The sequence below is a fragment of the Pseudomonas sp. RIT623 genome (assembly GCF_004519305.1).
Classification (GTDB): domain Bacteria; phylum Pseudomonadota; class Gammaproteobacteria; order Pseudomonadales; family Pseudomonadaceae; genus Aquipseudomonas.
The window spans coordinates 1-21466 of record NZ_SOZA01000022.1 but is presented as its reverse complement, the minus strand read 5'-3'; the positions used below and the strand labels follow the sequence as shown (position 1 = coordinate 21466).

The window sequence follows — 21466 nt, the reverse complement described above, 5'->3', positions numbered from 1 at the left end:
TATTGGCAGCGCTTGCCAGCGCTGGGGCATCCCCGTGCCCAGACCCAATGCAGCATAGCAACCCACCCAGCGCCGCTCCCATAGCCACTATCAGCTATTGCCCGGAGCCAGAAACCGTGCTTTACAGCCCCTGCGAGGCGCTGGATGGGCCGGTGCTAGAACGCGTAGACCAAGGTGGCCGTGGCGCTGCGCGGGGTGCCGTACCAGCCACGCGCGCCGATCGCGGTGTAGTACTTCTCGTCGAACAGGTTGTTGAGGTTCAGCGACACGCTGGTTTGCGGCGTGAACGCATACTGCGCCATCGCATCGACCACGCTGTAGGCGCCCTGGCTGAAGGTTTCGCCATGCGGCCCAGCGTCCTTCTTGTACTCCATGCCCTGCCAGCGCACCCCACCGCCGATTTTCAGTTGCGGCAAGGATTGCAGGCGATAGCTGGTGAACAGCTTGAAGGTATCGCGCGGCACTTCGGTGAGCAGGCGCTTGCCGTCGGAGTCCTCGGCCTGGGCATAGGTGTAGCTGGCGGAGACCTGCCAATCGGGCAGGATCTGCCCGGCCATTTCCATCTCGAAACCACGGGTCGTGGTGCCGGACTCGGCGCGGAAGGCTTGGTTGCCGTCTGGCGCCAGCTTGTCACCGTCAGCCACCGCGAGATTGTCCTGTTGCACTTCGAAGACACTCAGCCCGGTGGTCAGGCGCTTGTCCCAGAACTCGCCCTTGACCCCCAACTCATAGTTCACGCCCTCCAGCGGCTCAAGATAGCCCCCCGTGGCATCCTGCTTGCTTTGTGGCTTGAAGATGGTGGTGTAGCTGGCATAGGCCGACCAGTGCTCGTCGATGTCATAGACCAGCCCCAGGTACGGCGTGACCACCCCGCTCTCGCTACGCGAGGTGCGCGTGGTGGCGCCTGTGGCCAAGGTGGTATGGCTCTCGTCGCGCTTCCAGTCGATCACCCGCGCGCCGGTGATCAGCGACAGGTCGTCGGTCAGGCTCCAGCGCACCGAGGCCACCAGGCCGTCCTGGGTTTCATCCAGGGCATCTTCGGTGGTCTTGTTGTAGATGGCATCCGGGATCGCCAGCGAGCCGTCCCAGGTATGGATATTGTCGATAGCCTGGCTCGTCCACAGGTGGTAACCGGGGTTACGGTAGTACGCCTGATAGTGGCTGGCCCCAAGATAGCCCTGGTGTTCCCGGGAAAACAGCTCGAACGGGCCGGCAGCCGACAGATCGAACGAGGTCTGCCGCGGGTCGCCAGCCCAGCGTCCACTCCAGGTCTTCAGGCCACTGCCGTCGGGGTTGACGGTACCGGCGGCGGCAGTGGCGAAGGTGTCGTCGTAGTGGCGGCGACTGTGTTCGGCGTTCAGCTTCAGTTGCCAGCCGTTGTCCAGCTGGTGCTCCAGGGTGGTGAACAGGGTTTTGCTGCGGCGCTTGTGGTAGCTCCAGTCCGCCGCCGAGTTGAACGAGCGCGACGGCTTGAAGTGGCTGCCATCGGTATTGAACAGCGGGAAGCCATGGTTGCCGGCCCCGTCGTTGTCCATCTCGGAATATTCCGCGCCCACGGTCAGCATCGTGCTGTCGCTGAGGTCCCATTCAACCACCCCATAGGCCACCTGCTTTTCCAGCGACTGGCGATCGATGTGGCTCTTGTTGTCGGTGGTCGAGGCGACGAAACGCCCGCGCACATGGCCGCTCTGCGACAACTTGCCAGACACATCCAGTTCGGTGCGGTAGCTGTCCCAGGAGCCGGCCTTGAGGGTCAGCTTGCGCTGGGTGTCGAAGGTCGGTTTCTTACGGATCAGGTTGATGGTCGCGCCCGGGTCGCCGGTGCCCGACATCAGGCCCGTGGCCCCACGGACGACCTCCACCCGGTCATAGGACACCATGTCGGCCAGGTCGTCGCGAAAGCCGAAGGAGTCGGGACGGTTGAGGCCATCGACCTGGATGCTGCTGACCTCGAAACCGCGCACATAGATGTGGTTGGCATCGCTACCCGCCGGCCCCATACTGTCGACCACCACGCCCGGCGTCTGCTCCAGGACCTGGGTCACATCCGTGAGGTTCTGGTCTTCGATCTGCTGGCGAGTGACCACGCTGACCGACTGCGGCGTTTCGCGGGCAGAGAGGCGCAAGCCGGTGGCGGTGTTGGCAGCGCCGGTGGTGTAGCTGCCAGTGCCTTCACTGGTACTGCCCAGGCCTGTGGCATCGATGCTGGTCGCACCCAGTTCGATGGCATCGCCGCTTTGCACCTTGTCCAGCACATAGCGCTTCTCCCCCACCTGCAGCACGCGCAAGCCACTGCCCCGCAACAAGGCAGCGAAGCCTTGCTCGAGCTCGAAGCTGCCTTGCAACCCGGACGACTGCAACCCGCTGGTTTCGCTGTGGCTGAAGCTGATGGTGACGCCACTGGCGGCGGCGAACTGGCTGACCGCGGCGGCCAGGCTACCGGCCGGAATATCGTAGCGCTGCGCGGCGGCCCAGGCAGTGGTGGTCGCCAGCGCGGTACCGCAAAGGCTCAGCGCGAGGGTCGCCTGGCGAATGCAGCAGGCTAGCGAAGTACGGCGTGCGGACATGAAAAGGGGTTCCTGTACTGGGTGGGCTTGGGCACGGCTGATGCGCGCGCCCTGAAGAGCCGAAGCAGGACAGAAAATCTGCTACCCCAAATGCGAAAAATTCTCGAAAAGTTGAATCAGTGGCGAGCGCGGTTTGCCGTGGCAGCGGGCTTGCCTTCGATGCAATGGCGGTTTCAACCGACCTCGACAGGCTCCAACCGCACCCAATAACGGGTCAGCCGCCGCGCACGCACCGGCAAGGCATCTTCCAGGCTGGCCAGGGCAATATCGGTATCGTCAAGGTTGAAGGCGCCAGACAGCCGCAGCCCAGCCACCTCCCGCGCGCAGCCGAGGTAACCGGGGCGGTAACGCGCCAGCGCCTCGACCACATCGCCCAGGCGCCAGTCGACGCTGACCAGCATGCCCTGCGCCCAGGCCTGTGCTCCCGGCGCCAAGGGCAGCAGCGGGCCCACCGCGTCAGCACTGAATTGCAAGCCGTAGCCACTATCGATGCGCACCACCTGCGAGGTGCCACTGGGCCGCACTTGCACGGCATGGGCGGCCACCGCGACCTGGCTCACCCCGGCGCCCTGGCGCACGCTGAAGCGCGTGCCCAGGGCAAGGACCTCGCCTTCGCCAGTGCGCACGCTAAGAGGGCGCGGATCCTTGGCGGTTTCCACCAGGATCTCGCCCCGGCGCAGGTGGATCAGGCGCTGGCTCGCGTCATAGCGGATATCCACACGGCTGTCGGTGTTGAGGTCCAGGCGCGTGCCATCGGCCAGGGTGAGTTGCCGGCGCTCGCCGATACGCGTCGCGTAATCGGCACTCCAGGGCGAAACCCGGTAGCCCTGCCACCCCACCACCCCGACCCCAAGCAACAGGGCCAAGGCCTTGACCGCGTGGCGGCGATCGCGTCGGGCGCTCGCCAATGTGCGCGCGGCGCCACTGGGGGCATTGTCCAGCCGACCCTGCAACTGCTCCAGCCGCGCCCAGGCCGCGGCATGGCGCGGGTCGGCGCCATGCCAGGCCTGCCAGGCGGCGTGGGTAGCGACGTCGACGTGGCTGTCGTGCAAGCGCACGTACCAGTCCACGGCATCGCTGAGAATCGCCTTCATGCGTCCTCGAACAACAGGCAGTGCATCAGCCCGCGCGCCAAGTGCTTGCGCACCGTGCTCACCGACACGCCCAGACGCTCAGCGGCTTTCTCGTAGCTCAGACCATCGAGCTGCACCGCCAGGAAAATCGCTCGCGTACGCGGGCCGAGGCCATCGAGCATGCGGTCGATGGCCATCAAGGTATCGAGAATGGCCGCGCGGGCTTCGGCGGAAGGCGCGTAGTGCTCCGGCTGCAGGGCCAGGGTGTCGAGGTAGGCGGTTTCCAGGCTGCGCCGGCGGTAAAGATCGATAACCAGGCCCCGGGCGATGGTGGCCAGGTAGTGACGGGGTTGGTTGAGGGTGGCGGCAGTGCGGGCCAGCAGTACCCGGATAAAGGTGTCCTGGGCCAGGTCGGCGGCATCGGCAGCGTTGTTCAGGCGTTGCCGCAGCCAGCCATGAAGCCAGCTGTTGTGCTCCCGGTAGAGCGTTTCCAGGCCTTTGTGCGCAGCGCCGTCGGTAGCAACGGTGGACATCGTGCCGCTTCCCCTCGAAAGATTTACAGATGCAAATAAGAATGTATCGCAAGTGTACTCAGAGAGGAGCAAATTGGGAATGCCGCAATTCGTGCGTGAACTGATTTGTAACCCCATGTGGGTGAGCCATACCCCTACAGGCCAGGGTTTCGACAATCAGAGGCAGCATGAACACCGCTATCAAGCGCCGCAGCCGCTAGCCTGGCTACCTCAAGCCTGCTGCCCGGCTCGAGACCATCCTCGATCATCCAGGTTGCCGATAACCCAGCCCATGCCAGCACCCATTGCAAGAGCCTGTGGCGATCAAGGTCGGCAGCGTCCGAGATGATCGCTATCCGCCGCGCGAAGCTCCCCGGTGCCAGCGCGCTTGCATCGTCCGGGTTGCAGAGGATATTGGCGTAGTCGAAACCTCGCTCGCCGCATAGCCCCTTGGGATCGATGGCAAGCCAACCGCACGCCCCGAAATCCAGGACATTGCCGTGATGCATGTCACCGTGCAACACCACCATATCGCGCGGAGCAGCCAAAAGCGCCCTCGCCGCCCTTGCGCTGTATTCAAGCACCCCACCGTGAGCCGCCGCCGCGCCCCACAGTGCTTCGAACCATTGTGCCAGCGGCACCAGCACCGGCGGTGATGCCGGGCGTGGCGCATGAAGACGGGCCACCACCGCGCAGAGGATGCGAGTGGCTTCGTCATCCCGGCCACCTGCGACCTTCTGTGCAAGCGATGCCGAGCCTTGCGCGCGCACCATCAACAACGCTTCGTCATCGTGAGCCAGCACGGGCGCCGCACCCTCGCCTGCCCACCAGGCCATCAACTGGTTACCGGCCCTCTCTTCCGCAGATTGGGCGATTTTCAGCATGGCGGGCGTGTCGCCCTGGCGTACGGGGAGAAGATTGCCGTTCAACGAAACGAACGCTTCCCCATCGACGGTGAGCCGCCATCGTTTCAGGTATTGCTCAAACATGGCTGCTATTACTCACTTATGCCCAACGACTGTTCGCTACCGAAGCATTGCAGCACAGATCGAACGACATGCCGAGCGCAAGACACCATTCCACGCGGGCGCGGGCCAATAACCTGGCATTTCGGGGCAGTAGTCGAACGCCGCATGGCAATTGGCCCCTGGTGCCGATGCATGACAACGCCTTATCGTCGATCGGTTCGGACGAATCACGCCACGCTTGGTAAACTGGCGACCATTCACTCTTCCCATCGCCTGCCAGCGCCCCGCCGCCTGGCTTCGCTGAGTTCGTCCCGCACACTTATGCATTCTCAAGCCGTTACACCCACAGCCCCGCGCCCCGGGCCCTCCCGCCGCTTCTCCGTGGCGCCGATGATGGATTGGGCAGGCATTACCACCCCCCCTTGATTTACAAGGCCTCTAGCACACTGCATATCAGTCAGTACCAATTATGTACCAATCACTGCTTTAACAACGGGGAGAACAATCAGTTTTCTGCCGTTATTCCGGCGCTTGCTCATCGGCCTATTATGGCCTTGAGCGACCCAATTATTACCCGAAATTTGCCCTAAGAATGCCCGCTCATTCGTCCGCTCGGTTACCATCGGCCCCTGGCAGACGCATCACGTCAATGGCCTGACTGGCACTGCGCACTCACTGATAATCGACATCCTTGGAGGCGATGCTCAAAGCTTCGCACTCTAACCGGCGTCAAATACACTGCCAAAGCCATCGAATCAAACCAACAAATATTCACACATGGGGCATGATATGGCTGTACATTTAGATGAAGCCGAAAAACAGATTCTCGGAGCTCTACTTGCAGACTTCACCGAGCGCGCACTTAGTGCCGAATCACTTAAAAGACTCTATGAAGGCCCCAAAGTTTCCGATCTATCTAATGCCATCTGCACCGGAGAAGAAATAACTAGCGTCGACTTTGACCTAGCAATCAAAGATCTAGAAAAGAAAAAACTAATCAAAACCGGGCCTTATCAAGCATATAGCAACAAACCTGGTAGCGGGATGTTCATTATGGGAGGTTACAGCCTAAGAGAATATGCCAGCCTTACTGAACAAGGGTACAAAACTGCCAAGCAACCGCCTAATCGCCCAACCAAATCTCAGCGAATAGTCAACAACGTACACATTTCAGGCGGAAACTTTAATAATATGCAGCTTGCTGCAGGTGAAGTAATCTCACAAAAATTACAAATAACCTCCGAGACTGATTCGGAAACTTTAGTTAAGCTCATATCTATTCTAGAAGGCCATGGCCGCTCAGTAACCGAAGAGCAGCAGCGCGATTTACTCACAGCGATAGAACAGGCGAAAGACGGCAACGGCAAAGCTGCTAAGTCGCTACTAGAAAAAGTCTGCGGCCCTGCATGGGACGCAGCACAACCAGTAATGTGGCCAATTCTCGGAGAAATTGTCAAACAGAGCTTAGGAATCTGACTGCCTACCACGATTGTGCTGCTGCATGTGAAGAATGGCGCCTAAGCCCTGGAACTCGTCGGGCTTGGGCGACATCTACACTTTAGCATAATTTCATAACTGGACGTCGACCGGCATAGGATGGCATGCGGCTCTCCCCACTTCCGCCGCAATACTAGTGCTATGCTTATAACAAAGCGAAGACAATGTAAGGCGGCACGTATCAATAGCGATTAATCAAGAGATAAAACGCTTGAAACCGTCGGTTGCGAATGTAGCCAAAACACTAATAACAAAGGCTATCGCAACACCCCACAGCCATTTCTCACGAACTCTCACAAGGCTATGGTGGGAAGAAGCCGCCTTTCCCCAACAAAAGATATTTCTAGGAAAAACTTTATCAAAAAATGAACCTGAGAAAATTACGCAAAGAAATAGACCAAGGACACCCAGCATAGGGTAGAGCATACGACCGGCGCTTAGCTGCTGCCTCGACTCAATAATGTAATTGAGCTTACCTGCTATATCATCTGAAGCAACAACTCTAGCAGCCTCATTTTCGTGACTTCCAGAGACCGCGCCGAACGTCATTGCCACCATAATCAACATCATAAACAATGGAGCCATAAGCTTCGAACCCAGCAAGCTTTCAAAACTTGCCGACCGAAACTTAAGAATTTCCGAATTCAGATACTCTTTAATATCAGAAAAAAGAAGATAGGCCAAATCACGATCATCAGATTCAATCTCTAGCTCAACCGCTTTTTTTGGATCAAAAATCAGCTGGAACTTACTCCCCTCTGAATATGACACCTCCAATCTACTAATGGCATTTCTACTAGAGTTCTCTTCTGACACCACTTCAGCCGGAGTATCAAACTCAAGCAACATCCCATCAACACGAAACACTTTATACTTGAGAGTTCTAGAAGGCTCAGTGGAAAAAAGCCGCTTCCTGACAATATCATCAAGCTTTATCAGGCCTTCCTCCTCTAATAAAAAACCTTTTTTGAAACTGGTTTCCAAATAAGCCTTCATGATTCACTCACGTAAATTTATAAATAATGTGGATTTAAAGCCACGCACCCCTACAAGCAGATAGGCATTTTGCCATCATGCTTTTCATATTACGAGTGCAGCCAGTAATTCACACCACACCCCGATTGTGCTGGAGTATTGACGAGAACAAGCGCCAAAGCCCCACGTACAAAGGGCTTGGGCGCTTTTCTATACCTGCTGGTGAAGATCCTAAAGGGCATAGAGGGGCATGGAATGGCGCCCAGTTTGCCCCATTTTTGCCCCATGATCTGGCCCTTCTACCTGACTCGCCATAGCTGATCGATCCGCGTTGTATAAGAACGACTCATCATCTCGCGCCGCATCCCCCAGTCAGGGGTGCCGGGGACGCTGGCCGTGCGCATCGTTCCTCGGCCGTACTTGCCGTTGATTTCGTCCAGCATCGACATCAACCGATCGCAAGCCGCCGGCTGAGTCACTGCGAACAGATCATCGCTGAACTCCCCCGGCTGACGCAGATCCATCAGCAATACCTCGGCCTTGCTATAGCGGAAACCCGAGCGGTAGACCTGCGCCGCCGCTTCGGTGGCCGCCCTGGTGAGCAGCAGCGTGTCGTTGGTTGGATATGGCAGCTCGACCAAGGCGCCCTTGGCATACTTGGCTTCGTCCGGATTGAACATCCCGGTGCGGATGCTGACCCGCATGCGCTTGCATACCGATCCCTGGGCGCGCAGCTTCTCCGCCGCTCGCGCCGTGTAGGTGGCCACCGCTTGCTTGATCGGTGCCAGCGCCGTCAGCCGCTTGCCAAACATCCGACTGCAGCAGATCTCCTGTTTCGGAGGGTCAGCCTCATCCAGCTCGAGGCAAGGGGTCCCGGCGAGCTCGCGCGCAGTCTTCTCCACCACCACGCTGAACTTGTCGCGCAGCACCCGCGGGTCTGCCTTCGCCAGGTCCATGGCCGTGCGGATGCCCATCGCCTCGAGGTGCACCGTCATCCGCTGGCCAATGCCCCACACCTCCTTCACCTCGGTGTTGCGCAGTACCCAATCTCGCTTGAAATCGTCAGTGATATCGACCACCCCGCCCGTATGCGCCTGCAGGCGCTTGGCCGTGTGGTTGGCGAGCTTCGCAAGGGTCTTAGTGCGGGCGATCCCCACACCTACAGGGATGCCGGTGCAACGCAGCACCTTGGCACGGACATCCCGGCCGAACTGTGTCAGGCTCCCACGCACGCCAGTGAGGTCAGCGAAGCATTCGTCGATCGAGTAGACCTCGGCTGCGGGTACCATCGACTCGATCAGCGACATCACTCGCTCGCTCATGTCGCCATAAAGCGCGTAGTTCGAAGAGAATGCCACGATGCTATGCCGACGCAGCTTCTCCTTGGCCTGGAAATAGGGCTCGCCCATCTTCACGTAGGGCTTGGCGTCATATGACCGGGCGATCACACAGCCGTCTGAATATCTGAATGACACTAACAGTTAGCAACATATAAGTCATTGATTTATATACAAATTGTCTATCTAACAGTTTCAAGAATTTAGTATCGACGCTACCGTCTAGGTGACGCGCTCGAAGGAGTAAGAGCTCGCGCAATGTTTCTACAGGTGGGTAGCAGACGCCTGCCAACCCGTGTTCCTGTCGAACGGATCATGCTTCCCCATCTCTAGAGAAATGCCCATCCAAACAACGTTCACATATGCAGGCGCCTCGAAATCGGCTTCAATAGCATTGATGGCTCAATGCCACCCGCACCGGAAGTAGAAAACAGCCAAACTCGAAAGCTTGCAACTCTAAAATGGATGATTTGAAGTGAATAAGACTTACCCAAAAGGATCGGAATGGCGCAAATGGGATCTTCACGTGCACACCCCTGCCTCTGTGCTCAGAAATGAATTTGGCCAAGATTGGGACAGATATGTAACTGAACTCTTCACGCGGGCTATTGCATCCGGAGTTAGCGCAATTGGTGTTACCGATTATTATCTACCAGAAGGGTACAAGATTCTTAAACAGAATTATTTAGACAACCCTGAAAAGATGCAGGAACTTTTTGATGCCCAAGCTCTTCTTGCTATTAACGAAATCAAAGTATTCCCCAACATAGAGTTCCGAATTAACAAATTGGTTATTGGCAAAGAATCCGATCTTTCCTGGAATCGAAAGGTTAACTACCACGTTCTATTATCCGATGAAATACCTGTAGAAAAAATTGAAAGCGATTTCATTTCGCAGATCCAGATTTTTTTCAATGCTACCGTTGGCAGCCAAATTGAGCGCCGTCCACTTACAAGATCTAATCTTGAAGAACTCGGTCAGCGTCTGATTGCAGAACACCCACCATTCGCAACGAGTGGTAGCGCATTATTCGTTGGAATGATGTGCGCATCTGTAGATGAAGATGAAATTTCGAAGCTTCTTAATCAGAATGCTTTTTTTAGAGAAAGGTACCTGACAGCTCTTCCGTGCGACGAAGACCTTAGCGATGTCAACTGGAACTCACAGGGACACAATTTACGCAAAAACCTTATAAAACAGGCGCACTTCATATTTTCGTCAAATCAAAAAACCGCAGCATTCTTTCTTGGTGGCAAAGAAAAAGCCTCCTTCATAAAAGAGTTTGGAGCAATTAAAGCTTGTTTATGGGGCTCCGACGCACATAAATGGGATGAGCTATTCAACCCCGCCAAAAAAAGACATACATGGGTCAAAGGTGATTTAACTTTTTCAGGCTTAAAACAGGTAATTTACGATCCTAGCTCAAGGGTTGCGATACAAGAGCTCTCACCGCAGCAAAAAAGCCCGTACCAGACCATTGAAAAAGTTCGCTTCTTAAACAATGGGCAGCAAAAGCTATTCAGCGAGAAATGGCAAGAACTCAATCCAGATCTGAATACGATCATAGGAGGAAAATCTTCCGGAAAATCTTTATTGCTCTATCATATTGCCAAAGCGGTAAATGCAGAAGAAGTTGACAGTAAAATACAGTTAGCCAAGGCGTCGACTTACACGGGATTACCGTCTCTTGACTTTGAAGTGCACTGGTCTAACGGTGATGTTAGCCGGCTTTCAGAAACCTCAGAGAAAAAGCCCATAACATATATACCTCAGCTCTATATTAACCATCTCGCCGAGGAAGATGGAAGATCCCAGCTCAACACGCTAGTTCAGGACATACTTCTACAAAACTCAACATTTCAACAGTTTTCTGAAAACCAAGAAAGAAAAATAGCTACAACCAACAAAGATATAAATCAAAAGATCGACTCTTTTTTTGAGCTTAGAGCCAAGTACAGCTCTCTAAATAAGGAGGCAGAAGCAATTGGAACGCGACCTGCTATTACGGCCGAGATCGAAAGATTGCAGGCTGAAATTAAAACTTTGCGCGAAAAATCCGGCTTCTCCGATTTGGAGGAGCAAAAATACAAGCGTCTTTCGACTCGCAAATCAAGCCTTGATAAGCGGGAAGCTATTATTTCCAAAATTGAGACTGGGTGTCAGCAGATAACCGCGTCTGTCACAAGTAGATTTAATGCCCAAATCGAAACCCTTAAAGACTCGATACTTGCTGATATAGATCTGCCAAGCGAGTCAACGTTTGCAAGCAATGCTCTTGATTCTTTAGAGCAAAAACTCTTGCGCGCAGTCGAAAACTTTAAGCAAGAACTATCTCACAGCATTCAAAGCATACCAGCATTAAATACAAAAATAGCAACTGAATCCAGCAAAATCGACAAAGAACTTCAACCTCTTTTAATTAAAATCACTGACCAGGCAACACTTGACCTTGCAACCAAAAAGCTAAAAGTAGAGGAAGGAAAGCTAAAACAGCTAGATGATATTGCCGAGAAACAAACATCAATAAAAACACAAGGACTAGATTGCAAGCAAGAGCTAACCAATCTATACACCCAACTTATACAGACCTATTACGATTATGCTAAAGAAACCTCAAAGCCGGATTATCAATTTGAAGACGACATTGCGGTATCAGCAGAAGTCATGCTGAACGAGGATAAATTCAACGAGTTCTCCCTGTTATTTGATCGGCGCGGTAATATGGGTGCTTTATTAGGTGATCTGGTACTACCCACGGGCGAGCTAAACTTCAATATCGAAACTCATGCAGAACGCATCACAAACACACACTCTACCTACATCAAAAAGATCAATATTCCCGCGACTCGAAAAGGCATAGAAGACATTGAGGTAATTAGAAAGCTTTATAGCGATTGCTTTTATATAAACTATGTCGTTCATTATAAAAGCGATGATATTGCAACCATGTCACCAGGCAAGCGTGGATTGGTGCTATTAAATTTGATTTTGCACTTAAGCAACGCATCACATCCAATTCTTATCGATCAGCCAGAAGACAACTTAGATAACAGAACCATTTACGACCAACTGAAAGATTTTATCAGACAGAAAAAAAGAAAACGCCAAATAATTATGGTCACTCACAACGCGAACCTAGTGGTAGCAGCTGATGCGGAGTGCGTAATTGTAGCGAACCAAGCAGGCCAACAATCGGACAGCACTGTAGACAACTATCGATTCGAATACTTCAGTGGAAGCTTAGAGTGCTCTTATGAGGCACCGCTGACAGGCGGCCCATTGAGATCTCAGGGCATCCGTCAGCATGTATGCGAGATCCTGGAAGGCGGAGTTACGGCCTTCAAGGAACGGGAACTAAAATATGGCTTTAAAATTTAGCTATTATCAAATAAGACGTGAAGCATTTTTCCTTTACCTTTGTCTGATCGCAGATCTGTTAAGTTTAAAAACGGAAAAATAAAAAGGAAGAACAACACACTCAATCAGGGGCCTTTCCGTTAGGGGGCCCTGACTTCGGTACAAAGGTGACAACTTTACCGTCAACGACCCCCTTCAAGTGGGCCATTTCAAGTATCAAAACCTGATTTACAGATGCCAATCGGGCGAGCTCTTCCAAAAGCTGCTCGTTTTCCGCACGGAGGGCACGATTTTTCTCCTTCTCAACCATCAGCGCCTGGTGTTTCGAATCACGCTGGGCGCGTACTGACTTGCCCATGAGCGTGCGAATTCTCTCCGCTACCGCAGGGTACGTGTTGTGAATGAGGCCAGGTGTAACCCCTGCTGCTCGGGCAACCGACGCGATGGAAATCTTCTCGTTACCCGCGACGAGGCCATCAATGACTTTATCAAGCGCATCTAGTGTTTTTGACCGCGAACGGCCAGGGGCCTGCCCCTCAGTCGGCTTAATAGGCATTCCCAGCCTCGTTAATGTCGTTATTGATGGGAGATAGGCCTAAGCTTTTGATGACATCCAGTGCAACCTGCATGTCGCGCTCTGCTCGCTGCCTGACAGCAGGGCCTGCATCTACGATTTTGATCAGCTCCAGCTGTTGGCTGTAAATATCCTGCCACGTGCCAGCGAAAAACTCATCAATCACCGAGCTTTTGCATCCAGGGCAGCGTGTAGCTTCGTATAGCCCAGCTCCACCGCAGCCCCGCTCCGTCGCAATGCACCAGCCGTGGCCAGTTGCACGAATGTTGGCATGTGGGGCCGTTTGGGCAAGTAGAGCGGCCCTGTCTTTGATAGGGATAGCCCGCATCTCCACGATCTTTTCGCCCGCCCCGCCAGCTAATGGCTGATCGTCGAGCCATGACTCGATCAGGTCGATTTTGAATTCGGTCATTTGCTGGAAGATTTCGTCAAAAAGGCCTAGATCTTGTTGCGGATTCGATGCATAGAGTTGAGTCATGCTCATGCTGGTATGTTTGAACTGCCATTTTAAATAGATCAATGAGGTGCGACCCATACGGGATTCCACAAAGCATCGAGCATAAGTTCGTCTACATTGGTGCGTCCTCAGTGGCCAACTGCTCCCAGCAGCTTTGGCTAACCGATCAAATGCATAATTGGATGCTTGCCCGCTAAGGGCTTCAACATATTGATCCTGGAGTCTTCCGCCCGGAGCGTGCCGTCCAAGAAATAGCTTTTTCGAGTCCCTTCTCGCCTTTTCCAGCCGGAGCAGGTGTTCGGCGGGGGCATCTGGATCGGTAACTTTTTCAAGAAGCCTGATCTCTTGATCTAGTTCCTTTCTGATAGTTACTGAATATTTTGCTAAGATTTCAAGCGCGTTCAGAGTTAACTCAGGGACGAGATACTCTACACGCCCTTTCCCGGTTTTGTGCTCTATCGTGGAAACCCAGCAAAACAAAACTCCGTCTTTAACAACACGGCGCCAAGCTCCAATTTCGATCCCAATAGCCTCATCATTACGCATGCCGCTAGTTATTGAAACTATAAAAAGTACCGCATCTCTGCAAAGCACTGATAGCTGATCATCGCTAGGGTTGTATCCAATGCCATTTAGCGAAAGCTCGGTTTTCATACCCTGAACGACAGTCTCGGAAAAATTGAATATTTTCGATAGATCTTCAGGCGGAATTATACTGGTTCGACCTAAGTTCTTGTTAGCAGCGCCAAGACCTTTTATCTTACCAATTCCACATATTCGCCATAGTGTAGAGTTACCCCACGGATAACTCTGAAGCGGGAACAGCATATCGGCAGCGAAAACCCAAAGGAAATCAATAATACGTAGTCGCCCATTCAACGGTAGCGGTCTCAATTTCAGATCATGCTTACAATGATGGATATAATTACTGATATGGATTGGACGGACATCAGAGAATCTCGCGATACCAAGTTCTTTAAGCCAGCGCAAAAACGGCATAACGCTTCCTACCGCCAAAGTTGTAATACCTCTGGCGATAGGTGGTTTTGAACTGGGCATACCCCTTTTAAACCACGCATAAGTCACGGCTTTGCAATCATCAATGAGCGCTTGAGGAATGTTCGTATCCCAGTTTATGAATTTAAAGTATTCGGCAACATTGGCCTGATCAAAAAACGGTCGAAGATCCCACTTGGAATCCCCGAGCCTGCTGAGAACTAGCGTTTCACCATGTTCGTCAACAATTGCGCTCACGATAATAGCGTCTCGCTCTGCGGGACTCAGGCCATTGGCTGTAACTGGCTGCGCAATGAGGACATCATACGCCTTCAAAACCGCATTCGAGCTCCTGATATTCAAACCCTGCCATCCCTTCTTTTTTTCATGAACTCAATTTTTTTGCCCAAAACAAATGCGGAGATACTTCCGCCTTAACCTTTGCTCGGGCAACCAAAGCCGGATCAAATTTTTGTAGAGTAAATGTATCTATTAGCTGTATGTAGTTGAACTGGCGCTTGCGCCATGCCTCCCACTCATCCGTCAGATAGTATTCAACCTCCGCATAGAGGAATTGCTGGTAGCTGAATAGGCGATACAAATCCTCAAGTGTCCCGACGATGGCATAGCTAGGGCACCCAAGGCAGTGGATGAATTCAGAGCAATGATTTATCCCATCCTTAGGTGCCATATTGCCGTACAGGCTGTCTTGGCAACCTCCAGGAGGAGTAGGTGTAACGTGGGTTCCACGTAGCTTGTCAGGAAAGGCTTCACCAACAAAAATAGCTCCCTCAGCCTTGATTTCGTCGCTGATCTTTAAATAGTGGTTATCTGCAACCTGTGGTGTATGTCCCATGACTGATGAAACTTCGAGAATGTTCCCTCCGCTTAGCTTCCAAAGACGGCTTTCCATTGTCTTTCTCAATCGGCTGAGGGTGACATTCAATCGATTTCCTTGATCATCTTGGAGCGCATGTCGTTCGCAAATACTCCTGGTCGACGAAAAAACTGCACTTGGAGTTAGAGTTACAATTTCGTCAAAGCGGCCCGGCTGGCCAGAACGGTATAACCATACGCATGAGGAGATATCCTTCGATGCGAGCGGCACAAGCGTTTTACTCATCTCAAGAGCTTTATTCAGGACAGCAACGCCATCTAGTGGTATAGCGCTGTACTCATCCAGCAGATTGGTTTGGCGTATCGTTTTGCTCTGCGCACCGTTGCCCCGTCGCTTTATCGTAGTAATCAAACGCAGACTAGGAACAAATGGGTGAGGCTTTAAAGCATCCCTTTTCATTTCTAGCAGTGGCGTAGTATTGATGCCCGATCTTGCGGCGATAATTATTAACATCACTGTCATCGCCTCGGCGCCATTACCTAAAAAGGTTCCTTTATGAATCGCGACGAGATCGGTCTTCAATGCACCTAGCAGCCTTTGCATTTCCCCAATGGTTAGGGGGTCTGCATCTTTGGTGACTTTAGCATTGTTTGGAAACGGGTTTGGTGGCAGCAGGTCATCAAGATCGCCTTCTACGAAACCGTAATCAGCCATGACAATCACGAGCGACTTGAAGCTAGTGTAGTAGTTCTTGGCTGTCGATCCGTTCGGATATTTCAGTTTAAGCCAAGAGACGAAACGCTCCAAATGACGCTTGGTTAGATTATTAGGTGTAGCAGGAGGTGGCTCGACCGTTCCACCGGCCAAGAACGTTAAAAAATACCGCAGCCCATTTGAAGAGTAACCTATCAAGGTCGCCACAGAGAAATTTCCTCCGTGAAGCAATATCCTTATTACATGCAGACTCTGAATTGCCCAGGCATCAAAACCCATGCCCAGGTATTTTTCATGGTCTAGTTTTTTATGGTTTCTAGGGTTTTCGGAAGATCAATGCAGATATTGTTTTCAACAGCCTCGAATCCCTCTGTGACAGACTTCAACGATGCCGTGTAGTTTTTTGCCTTGCCAATGTAACTACCTCAGTTCTGCCTCATAGAACTAGCCATAAACATCATGTCAATCTCGTCCTCATGCGCAAGGACGGATTGAGCCTCAAGCTGATTGATTAGATGAAGGTATATCATTGTTGTTTGGACGTCGGAATGGCCCAATCTGTCTCTTACGTACAGCAACGGCTCCCCTTCAAAGTCTTTACTTTTCCGAAGAGCTAGCAGCGTGTAAGTACCATAGGTGTGGCGAAGCATATGTGCACGGACATAGAAGCCGCACTTACGCTCATAAGACTTCATGACATCCACAACAGAATCCTTGGAGTAGTGTCTGCCTTCATTGGTAAGCAAGAGCGCCGTCACAGATCCATCACCTTGCGATTTACGAATCGCACGCTGATGAAGGGAATAAGACCACATGTCCTCCATCAGCGACCAAGGCACATCAATGGTTCTCGGGCGGTCGTACTTGATATGCATGTCAGAAGGATCAAGAGCAATGCTTATCATCTGCCCAGCGCGCAGCCCCTTTTTTAATCTAGGATTGAAAACGTACTTTAGGGGGAATGACCTTACCTCGCAGGAGCGAAGCCCAGTACGAACCATGAGATGGAACAGTATTTGGTGACTAGGGTCAGTATCTGCTGCAAGGCATACCTTGACCTGATCTTTGGTCAAAAATTTTGTCGGTCGCTTACGGTCACGCACCATCACCGACACTTTAGTATTCTCGGCTCCTGGCCTCGCAACGTGCGAAAGGAGTCCGTGGTGAGAGGCCGCTCTCACCCTTTTCTCTCCAAAGGGAAGAATGGTGATAAGGCCGCGCTGTTTGGCCCATCGGTAGAACCTCACTACCAAAGCGAGGCGATTATTCACTGTGCCAGGATCAAGAGATAATTCTCCGCTAGACCAATCCCTGTACCTGGAGAGAACGCTGAGCCCATGGGCCGGGCTTTCTTCGTTCCATGCCAAACCATTGGCGTCTAGGAAGGCGAAGTAATCGAATAGACGGCGTCCGTAGGCTTCCCACGTCAGATCGCTCAGAGACTCCCCTGACTCAATGAGTGCTTGCCAAAGAAAGGTTTGTGCTGGCTCAACTGGCCATCCCTCAGGCCCAATCAGCAACGGAAAGCCTTCGAAGGATCTACCTGCCAGGGTTAGGTCTTTTGTAGCGAATACGAGCCTCATGCCGCTGCCTTAAGCCAGTGCTAATGGTTCCCTCTAGGAGGCGGGAAACGGCTGTCCCAGACGGTTCAGAAGGAGGCGCGGACTGTACAGGATTTACTAACGGTTACCACCCCTCAGATCGTTGTTGCTCAGTACCACGATGGGAGTCTTGGCCAGATCCGGCCGGAACACGCGCTCGCAGCTCGCGTAGAACGAGTTGCAATCGATCAGGGCGAACACCTGGTCACTGGGCATGATCGCGCACGCTGTAGCGAACCACACCCCAGATGACCAGGTCGTCGCCTTCCATGACGTGCCGCGGTGGGTAGGCGGGATTCTCCGATTGCAGGATCAGCACCCCATTGCGCCGGTACAGGCGCTTGCAGACGGGCTCGGCGTTGATCGCGGCAATCACGATATCGCCATGCTCGGCTTCGGTACTGCGGTCTACGATGAGAAGGTCGCCCGAGTAAATTCCAGCTCCCTGCATGCTGTCACCCTCCACCTGGACCAGGTACACGTGCGGGGCACGCAGGTCGAACAGCTCGTCCAGGGAAATATGGCGCTCCAGATGATCCGCCGCCGGCGAAGGGGAAGCGGCCCGACCCGCTCAATGCGCGGGCCGAGACGGTGATGACGGGGAAGTTCTTCAAGTCGCTTTGGCTAAATGGCCGAGCCTTGGCGCCGGCTAATGGCTGGTTCGAGTGGATACCCGATCCTGCGGACCTGAAGCGCAAGCAACCCTACTACATCCATGCAGGGACGAGGCCCCGCTGTTCTTCGCGACGCTGGCTGAAGTCCACCCCGGTAGCGGGCCAGATGAGCGCGATGGTTTCGTGATCATCACCGCAGCAGCTGACCAAGGCCTTGTCGATATACACGACCGCAAACCGCTTGTGCTCGCGCCTGACGTTGCTTGTGAGTGGATCTCGCCAAGTACCTCGATTGAGCGCGCAGAAGAGATAGTAAGAACCGGTTGCCGAGCCGCCGGTGATTTCAAGTGGCATGCAGTTCGTAAGGAGGTGGGCAGTGTCCGTAACCAAGGACCTGAATTGATAATACCTGCGAGCTGAATGAACCGCAGCCAAACTTCGAACAGGAAATTTTAGCGGCTAAAATTATGATACCGCCACCTACTAGCGACACGTTTAGCTAAAGAATTGAAGAAATATTCAAACCCACCTCCCGACCATTTTCAAACGAAAAGCACGGTTTAACCGTTTAACCGTTTAACCGTTTAACCGTTTAACTTTATAGCCCCCCGAAGCACAGCTATGCGGCTAGCGGCAATACCGCAGCCACCGACTACCCCAAACAAATAACCATTGACAAGAAATCAAAAACTCATATTAAATCCACCACCAACGCAGGATAAAACCATCTCACACAACCGCTGAGCGCTTTAGCTCATCCTGGAGAAAGTATGTCGACCTTCAACTTGCTTCTTATTCTTTGCATTGAAGTTGTTCGATGGCTTCACCTACTACAACTAGAAAAGTTGCTCCAGTACTGAAGACTGCCAATTCATGCTCACCAGCTCGCCAGTCACCTCGGCCTTTCACTGCCGCTGGTTGGTGCTGCTACAGCGAATGTCAAGGGACTCGAAGTGGAAGCCGTCGAAGACGCGCCGAATGTCTGGGTAGTCGTTGATGCTGACCATGCCCCGGCCTTTGCAGCACCTCATGCAGTCGGCCAACCGCTCGCGCTCTTCGAACGGGAAGTCAACGCGCTAGCTCGCTTTGCGTGCAAGGGAGATGCCGCAGCTGGACTTGCAGGAATGGGCTGCGGGCTCGCCGGGCCGGGCTGGACGTTGGCACAACCAGCCGGATCGCCTCTTTACGGCGAAGAACAACACACTTGAAGTGCTGGAAAGCTACTCAAGCGAGCAAGCAGAGATGGCCACGAAGCGAAGGCCCCCGCCGCGGGCATTCTGGATCGGAGGTTGATTTCAAGCCAGCACTGTAAAAGCACTGGCTCGACGCAACGTTCCTACTGTTTGGAAAGCAACTGAGCAGGGCAACTCCAATTTTGTACTTTCTCTTCCTCACCCAAAGAAATCACCTTCAAACAGCCGTCCACTGGCGGATTCTTGCCGAGGGAGGTTTCAATGTAGGTGACTGCGGCCGGCGCCGTGTCAATTTGCTCCTGACAGCCCTGCGCTTCCTTCACGTATGCATTCAAAGCGTCTTCTGGCGTTTGCGTGCGTATAGTTCCTGCCACCGTCAACCAATACTCTTGGGCTTTGTACCCTATACCACGACACTGGGACAGCGGAGAGAGCATACCGAATGCATCCCCCTCTGATTTGAGAGCCAACATCTTTTTACTCTTAGCAACTAACTCTGGGCCCACTGGCAGAGCAGCCAGCCCTCGGATTTCACCGACGTAGACTGTAGTCTTCAGGAGGTAGGCGATCGCGTCCCCGCGTTGCTCCTGATACTGAGTGATCTCTTTCTTGTTGTCGCCAGTGACCTTGTAGCCTTGGTCATTGCAACCGACCAATGCCGCTGTTGCCAAGAGGGCTGCAGAGGCCCAAAAAACAGGACGTTGATGCTTCTTCTTCACATTCCCTACCTTTTCTAATTATCCCTAATCCCAAGGTGATGCCCTTGAGGCGATCCATCGTACAAGATGGCCACCTCGACGAACAAAACCTCTCGCTACCTGGCGATCTCATTAACGTGTGCCTGGCAGGCCCTGAGCGCGATTAGCCCCCGATCGCGTTGATCGGTGATCGCGAGAATTTTTGAAGGAAAACGGGGACAGACTTGTTTTTCTGCTATGCGCTTCAAACCTGCAAGCACAGGCACAGCCAGCAGTTGCCTGCCCCCAAGGGTCAAGCTCTCCTACAAAGCGAACAGGCCAGAAAAGAGTCGATGAATGTCATCAACAATCAGATTTTCTCCCTTCCTTGTAGTCCATTTCCCAAACATACTTCTGCCGCCTGTTTTCCGTTGCGGCTGCTCTATGGGCGCTCTAGTCTCGGCCTGTCGTTGCACATCAACGACACAGCTTTGACAGGCTGTGACGAAAAATCGTGTATAGCTTGCCTTTATGGCGGCTGTACGTGCGGGCACGCTTGCGTGCGCCGGAATTTTACGATTTTCGCCGGTCTGTCAACCCACGTACAGCTGCCACCCTTCTGTTTGACAGCAGGCAGGTGACCGCATCATTGAGGAAAATCGTGATGTTGAAGATCGTCCCCGACCCACCCCACAACAAGCACTCTCTCGAAGACACCCTTATCCAGGCCACCGAGCACGCCCTGTGCGCGCAGAGCGTGGCGCATCAGGCTGTTCTGCTGCAGCCCAAGTCACCCGCCTCGATTCTGATGCTGGCTTCCATGCATGAGATGGAGGCACTGCGCGTGCTGCTGGAGTCGGCATTGATCCAGGTACAGATGCAGAACACGCAGTCGCGCCCATTGCACTAAATCACAAGGCACGTGACGCCTGAGCTGACGTCATCGCGGGGCAAGCCCGCTCCCACGCCACGTTGCGTCCCGACGTGGGAGCGGGCTTGCCCCGCGATAGCGGAAGACCAGGCAGCGGAACACTTCAGGGAGATTCAACAATGACCACAGCTATCACCCCGCCCCACACCACTGTGGGCAAGACCAAGTTCTACCAGGGCGAAGGCCAGACCGACCCGCTGTTCTGCATCGAACCCGGCATCCCTTGCCAGCATGCGCGAGACCAGGCTTCGGAATTAATGGGCTGCGTACGCGACCTGACCATCGCCGGCATCATGGAGGAAAAGCCCCAACTGCTCTGGGCGTCGTACTACCTGAGCGCGCTGGCCAAGGCATTGATGGACGATGCGGAGTTGGGAATGAGCCGCTAGGCAAAAAGGCTGATCGGCCGGTGCCAGAAGCCAAGGCACCGGCTGCCGGCAAGCCGGTTCCCACGGCTACCGAGGGACGGTTTGCGCGGGATGTTTGGTTTGGCGGACAAGCCCGCTCTATACGCGTAACGCTTGTAACGCTGCTCACATTCGAACCGGCCGGCACTTGATCGCCGATCAAACCGGACGAATCCT

At 53.5% G+C, this 21466-nt stretch carries 14 protein-coding genes and 5 pseudogenes; 5 read left to right on the top strand and 14 right to left on the bottom strand.

Annotation, left to right across the window (positions count from 1 at the left end; all coding sequences use genetic code 11):
- Nucleotides 1-155 precede the first annotated feature (155 nt).
- From E3U47_RS15630 to E3U47_RS15615, 4 genes are all read right to left on the bottom strand, one after another.
- Nucleotides 156-2567: a TonB-dependent receptor gene (locus tag E3U47_RS15630; RefSeq protein ID WP_134692584.1), complete on the bottom strand. Its 2412-nt coding sequence runs from the start codon at nt 2565-2567 to the stop codon at nt 156-158.
- A 173-nt stretch (nt 2568-2740) separates the two neighbouring features.
- The gene (locus tag E3U47_RS15625; RefSeq protein ID WP_134692583.1) at nt 2741-3661 is read right to left on the bottom strand and encodes a FecR domain-containing protein; all 921 of its coding nucleotides are present in this window, start codon (nt 3659-3661) and stop codon (nt 2741-2743) included.
- On the bottom strand, nt 3658-4173 hold the full coding sequence (locus E3U47_RS15620; protein ID WP_134692582.1) for a sigma-70 family RNA polymerase sigma factor: 516 nt from the start codon (nt 4171-4173) through the stop codon (nt 3658-3660). Before E3U47_RS15620 ends, E3U47_RS15625 begins: the two co-directional genes overlap by 4 nt.
- Nucleotides 4174-4307: 134 nt before the next feature.
- Nucleotides 4308-5141, bottom strand: a complete 834-nt coding sequence (locus tag E3U47_RS15615; protein ID WP_134692581.1) for an aminoglycoside phosphotransferase family protein — start codon at nt 5139-5141, stop codon at nt 4308-4310.
- 768 nt (nt 5142-5909) lie between these two features.
- Between E3U47_RS15615 and E3U47_RS15610 the strand changes: the two genes are divergently transcribed.
- Nucleotides 5910-6596 (top strand): hypothetical protein, encoded by a 687-nt coding sequence (locus E3U47_RS15610; protein ID WP_134692580.1) that lies wholly within the window; start codon nt 5910-5912, stop codon nt 6594-6596.
- Nucleotides 6597-6812: 216 nt separating this feature from the next.
- Here E3U47_RS15610 and E3U47_RS15605 read toward each other — a convergent pair whose 3' ends face one another.
- Nucleotides 6813-7613, bottom strand: a complete 801-nt coding sequence (locus E3U47_RS15605; RefSeq protein WP_134692579.1) for a hypothetical protein — start codon at nt 7611-7613, stop codon at nt 6813-6815.
- 278 nt (nt 7614-7891) lie between these two features.
- Nucleotides 7892-9052, bottom strand: a pseudogene (umuC, locus tag E3U47_RS15600) (translesion error-prone DNA polymerase V subunit UmuC); the annotation flags it as partial.
- Nucleotides 9053-9404: 352 nt separating this feature from the next.
- Here umuC and E3U47_RS15595 point away from each other — a divergent pair.
- Nucleotides 9405-12308: a TrlF family AAA-like ATPase gene (locus tag E3U47_RS15595; RefSeq protein WP_134692577.1), complete on the top strand. Its 2904-nt coding sequence runs from the start codon at nt 9405-9407 to the stop codon at nt 12306-12308.
- Nucleotides 12309-12408: 100 nt separating this feature from the next.
- Here E3U47_RS15595 and E3U47_RS15590 read toward each other — a convergent pair whose 3' ends face one another.
- The 6 genes and pseudogenes from E3U47_RS15590 to E3U47_RS15565 all read right to left on the bottom strand — a co-directional run.
- On the bottom strand, nt 12409-12843 hold the full coding sequence (locus tag E3U47_RS15590; protein ID WP_177414244.1) for a TetR family transcriptional regulator: 435 nt from the start codon (nt 12841-12843) through the stop codon (nt 12409-12411).
- The gene (locus tag E3U47_RS25100; RefSeq protein ID WP_177414242.1) at nt 12833-14677 is read right to left on the bottom strand and encodes a tyrosine-type recombinase/integrase; all 1845 of its coding nucleotides are present in this window, start codon (nt 14675-14677) and stop codon (nt 12833-12835) included. The genes E3U47_RS15590 and E3U47_RS25100 overlap by 11 nt, the downstream gene beginning before the upstream one ends.
- Before the next feature lie 22 nt (nt 14678-14699).
- Nucleotides 14700-16145 carry a phage integrase SAM-like domain-containing protein gene (locus E3U47_RS15580; RefSeq protein ID WP_256660292.1) on the bottom strand — a complete coding sequence of 482 codons (1446 nt, stop codon included), beginning with the start codon at nt 16143-16145 and terminating at the stop codon, nt 14700-14702.
- 146 nt (nt 16146-16291) lie between these two features.
- Nucleotides 16292-17449 carry a site-specific integrase gene (locus E3U47_RS15575; protein WP_134692576.1) on the bottom strand — a complete coding sequence of 386 codons (1158 nt, stop codon included), beginning with the start codon at nt 17447-17449 and terminating at the stop codon, nt 16292-16294.
- A 117-nt stretch (nt 17450-17566) separates the two neighbouring features.
- Nucleotides 17567-17683 (bottom strand): annotated as a pseudogene (locus E3U47_RS15570) (hypothetical protein); the annotation flags it as partial.
- Nucleotides 17673-18029, bottom strand: a pseudogene (locus tag E3U47_RS15565) (LexA family protein); the annotation flags it as partial. The pseudogenes E3U47_RS15565 and E3U47_RS15570, both read right to left, overlap by 11 nt.
- Between E3U47_RS15565 and E3U47_RS15560 the strand changes: the two are divergent.
- Nucleotides 18014-18501 (top strand): annotated as a pseudogene (locus E3U47_RS15560) (SOS response-associated peptidase family protein); the annotation flags it as partial. The pseudogenes E3U47_RS15565 and E3U47_RS15560 overlap by 16 nt on opposite strands.
- Nucleotides 18502-18917: 416 nt before the next feature.
- Here the strand turns inward: E3U47_RS15560 and E3U47_RS25245 are convergent.
- Together E3U47_RS25245 and E3U47_RS15550 are read right to left on the bottom strand one after the other, a co-directional pair.
- Nucleotides 18918-19154, bottom strand: a pseudogene (locus E3U47_RS25245) (DNA adenine methylase); the annotation flags it as partial.
- Nucleotides 19155-19417: 263 nt separating this feature from the next.
- The gene (locus E3U47_RS15550; RefSeq protein ID WP_134692575.1) at nt 19418-19993 is read right to left on the bottom strand and encodes a hypothetical protein; all 576 of its coding nucleotides are present in this window, start codon (nt 19991-19993) and stop codon (nt 19418-19420) included.
- 622 nt (nt 19994-20615) lie between these two features.
- On the opposite strand from E3U47_RS15550, the gene E3U47_RS15540 reads away from it, so the two are divergent.
- Both E3U47_RS15540 and E3U47_RS15535 read left to right on the top strand, forming a co-directional pair.
- A complete protein-coding gene (locus E3U47_RS15540) occupies nt 20616-20861 on the top strand; it encodes a hypothetical protein (RefSeq protein ID WP_134692574.1) in 246 nt (81 codons plus the stop codon).
- Between the two features lie 140 nt (nt 20862-21001).
- Nucleotides 21002-21271 (top strand): DUF3077 domain-containing protein, encoded by a 270-nt coding sequence (locus E3U47_RS15535; protein ID WP_134692573.1) that lies wholly within the window; start codon nt 21002-21004, stop codon nt 21269-21271.
- Nucleotides 21272-21466: the final 195 nt, after the last annotated feature.

Coding starts and splice junctions, on each gene's coding strand:
- E3U47_RS15630 (WP_134692584.1), bottom strand. CDS start 2,567: ATGTCCGCACGCCGTACTTCGCTAGCCTGCTGCATTCGCCAGGCGACC.
- E3U47_RS15590 (WP_177414244.1), bottom strand. CDS start 12,843: ATGCCTATTAAGCCGACTGAGGGGCAGGCCCCTGGCCGTTCGCGGTCA.
- E3U47_RS15575 (WP_134692576.1), bottom strand. CDS start 17,449: ATGAGGCTCGTATTCGCTACAAAAGACCTAACCCTGGCAGGTAGATCC.
- E3U47_RS15580 (WP_256660292.1), bottom strand. CDS start 16,145: ATGGGTTTTGATGCCTGGGCAATTCAGAGTCTGCATGTAATAAGGATA.
- E3U47_RS15535 (WP_134692573.1), top strand. CDS start 21,002: ATGACCACAGCTATCACCCCGCCCCACACCACTGTGGGCAAGACCAAG.
- E3U47_RS15605 (WP_134692579.1), bottom strand. CDS start 7,613: ATGAAGGCTTATTTGGAAACCAGTTTCAAAAAAGGTTTTTTATTAGAG.
- E3U47_RS15620 (WP_134692582.1), bottom strand. CDS start 4,173: ATGTCCACCGTTGCTACCGACGGCGCTGCGCACAAAGGCCTGGAAACG.
- E3U47_RS15625 (WP_134692583.1), bottom strand. CDS start 3,661: ATGAAGGCGATTCTCAGCGATGCCGTGGACTGGTACGTGCGCTTGCAC.
- E3U47_RS15610 (WP_134692580.1), top strand. CDS start 5,910: ATGGCTGTACATTTAGATGAAGCCGAAAAACAGATTCTCGGAGCTCTA.
- E3U47_RS15540 (WP_134692574.1), top strand. CDS start 20,616: ATGTTGAAGATCGTCCCCGACCCACCCCACAACAAGCACTCTCTCGAA.
- E3U47_RS15615 (WP_134692581.1), bottom strand. CDS start 5,141: ATGTTTGAGCAATACCTGAAACGATGGCGGCTCACCGTCGATGGGGAA.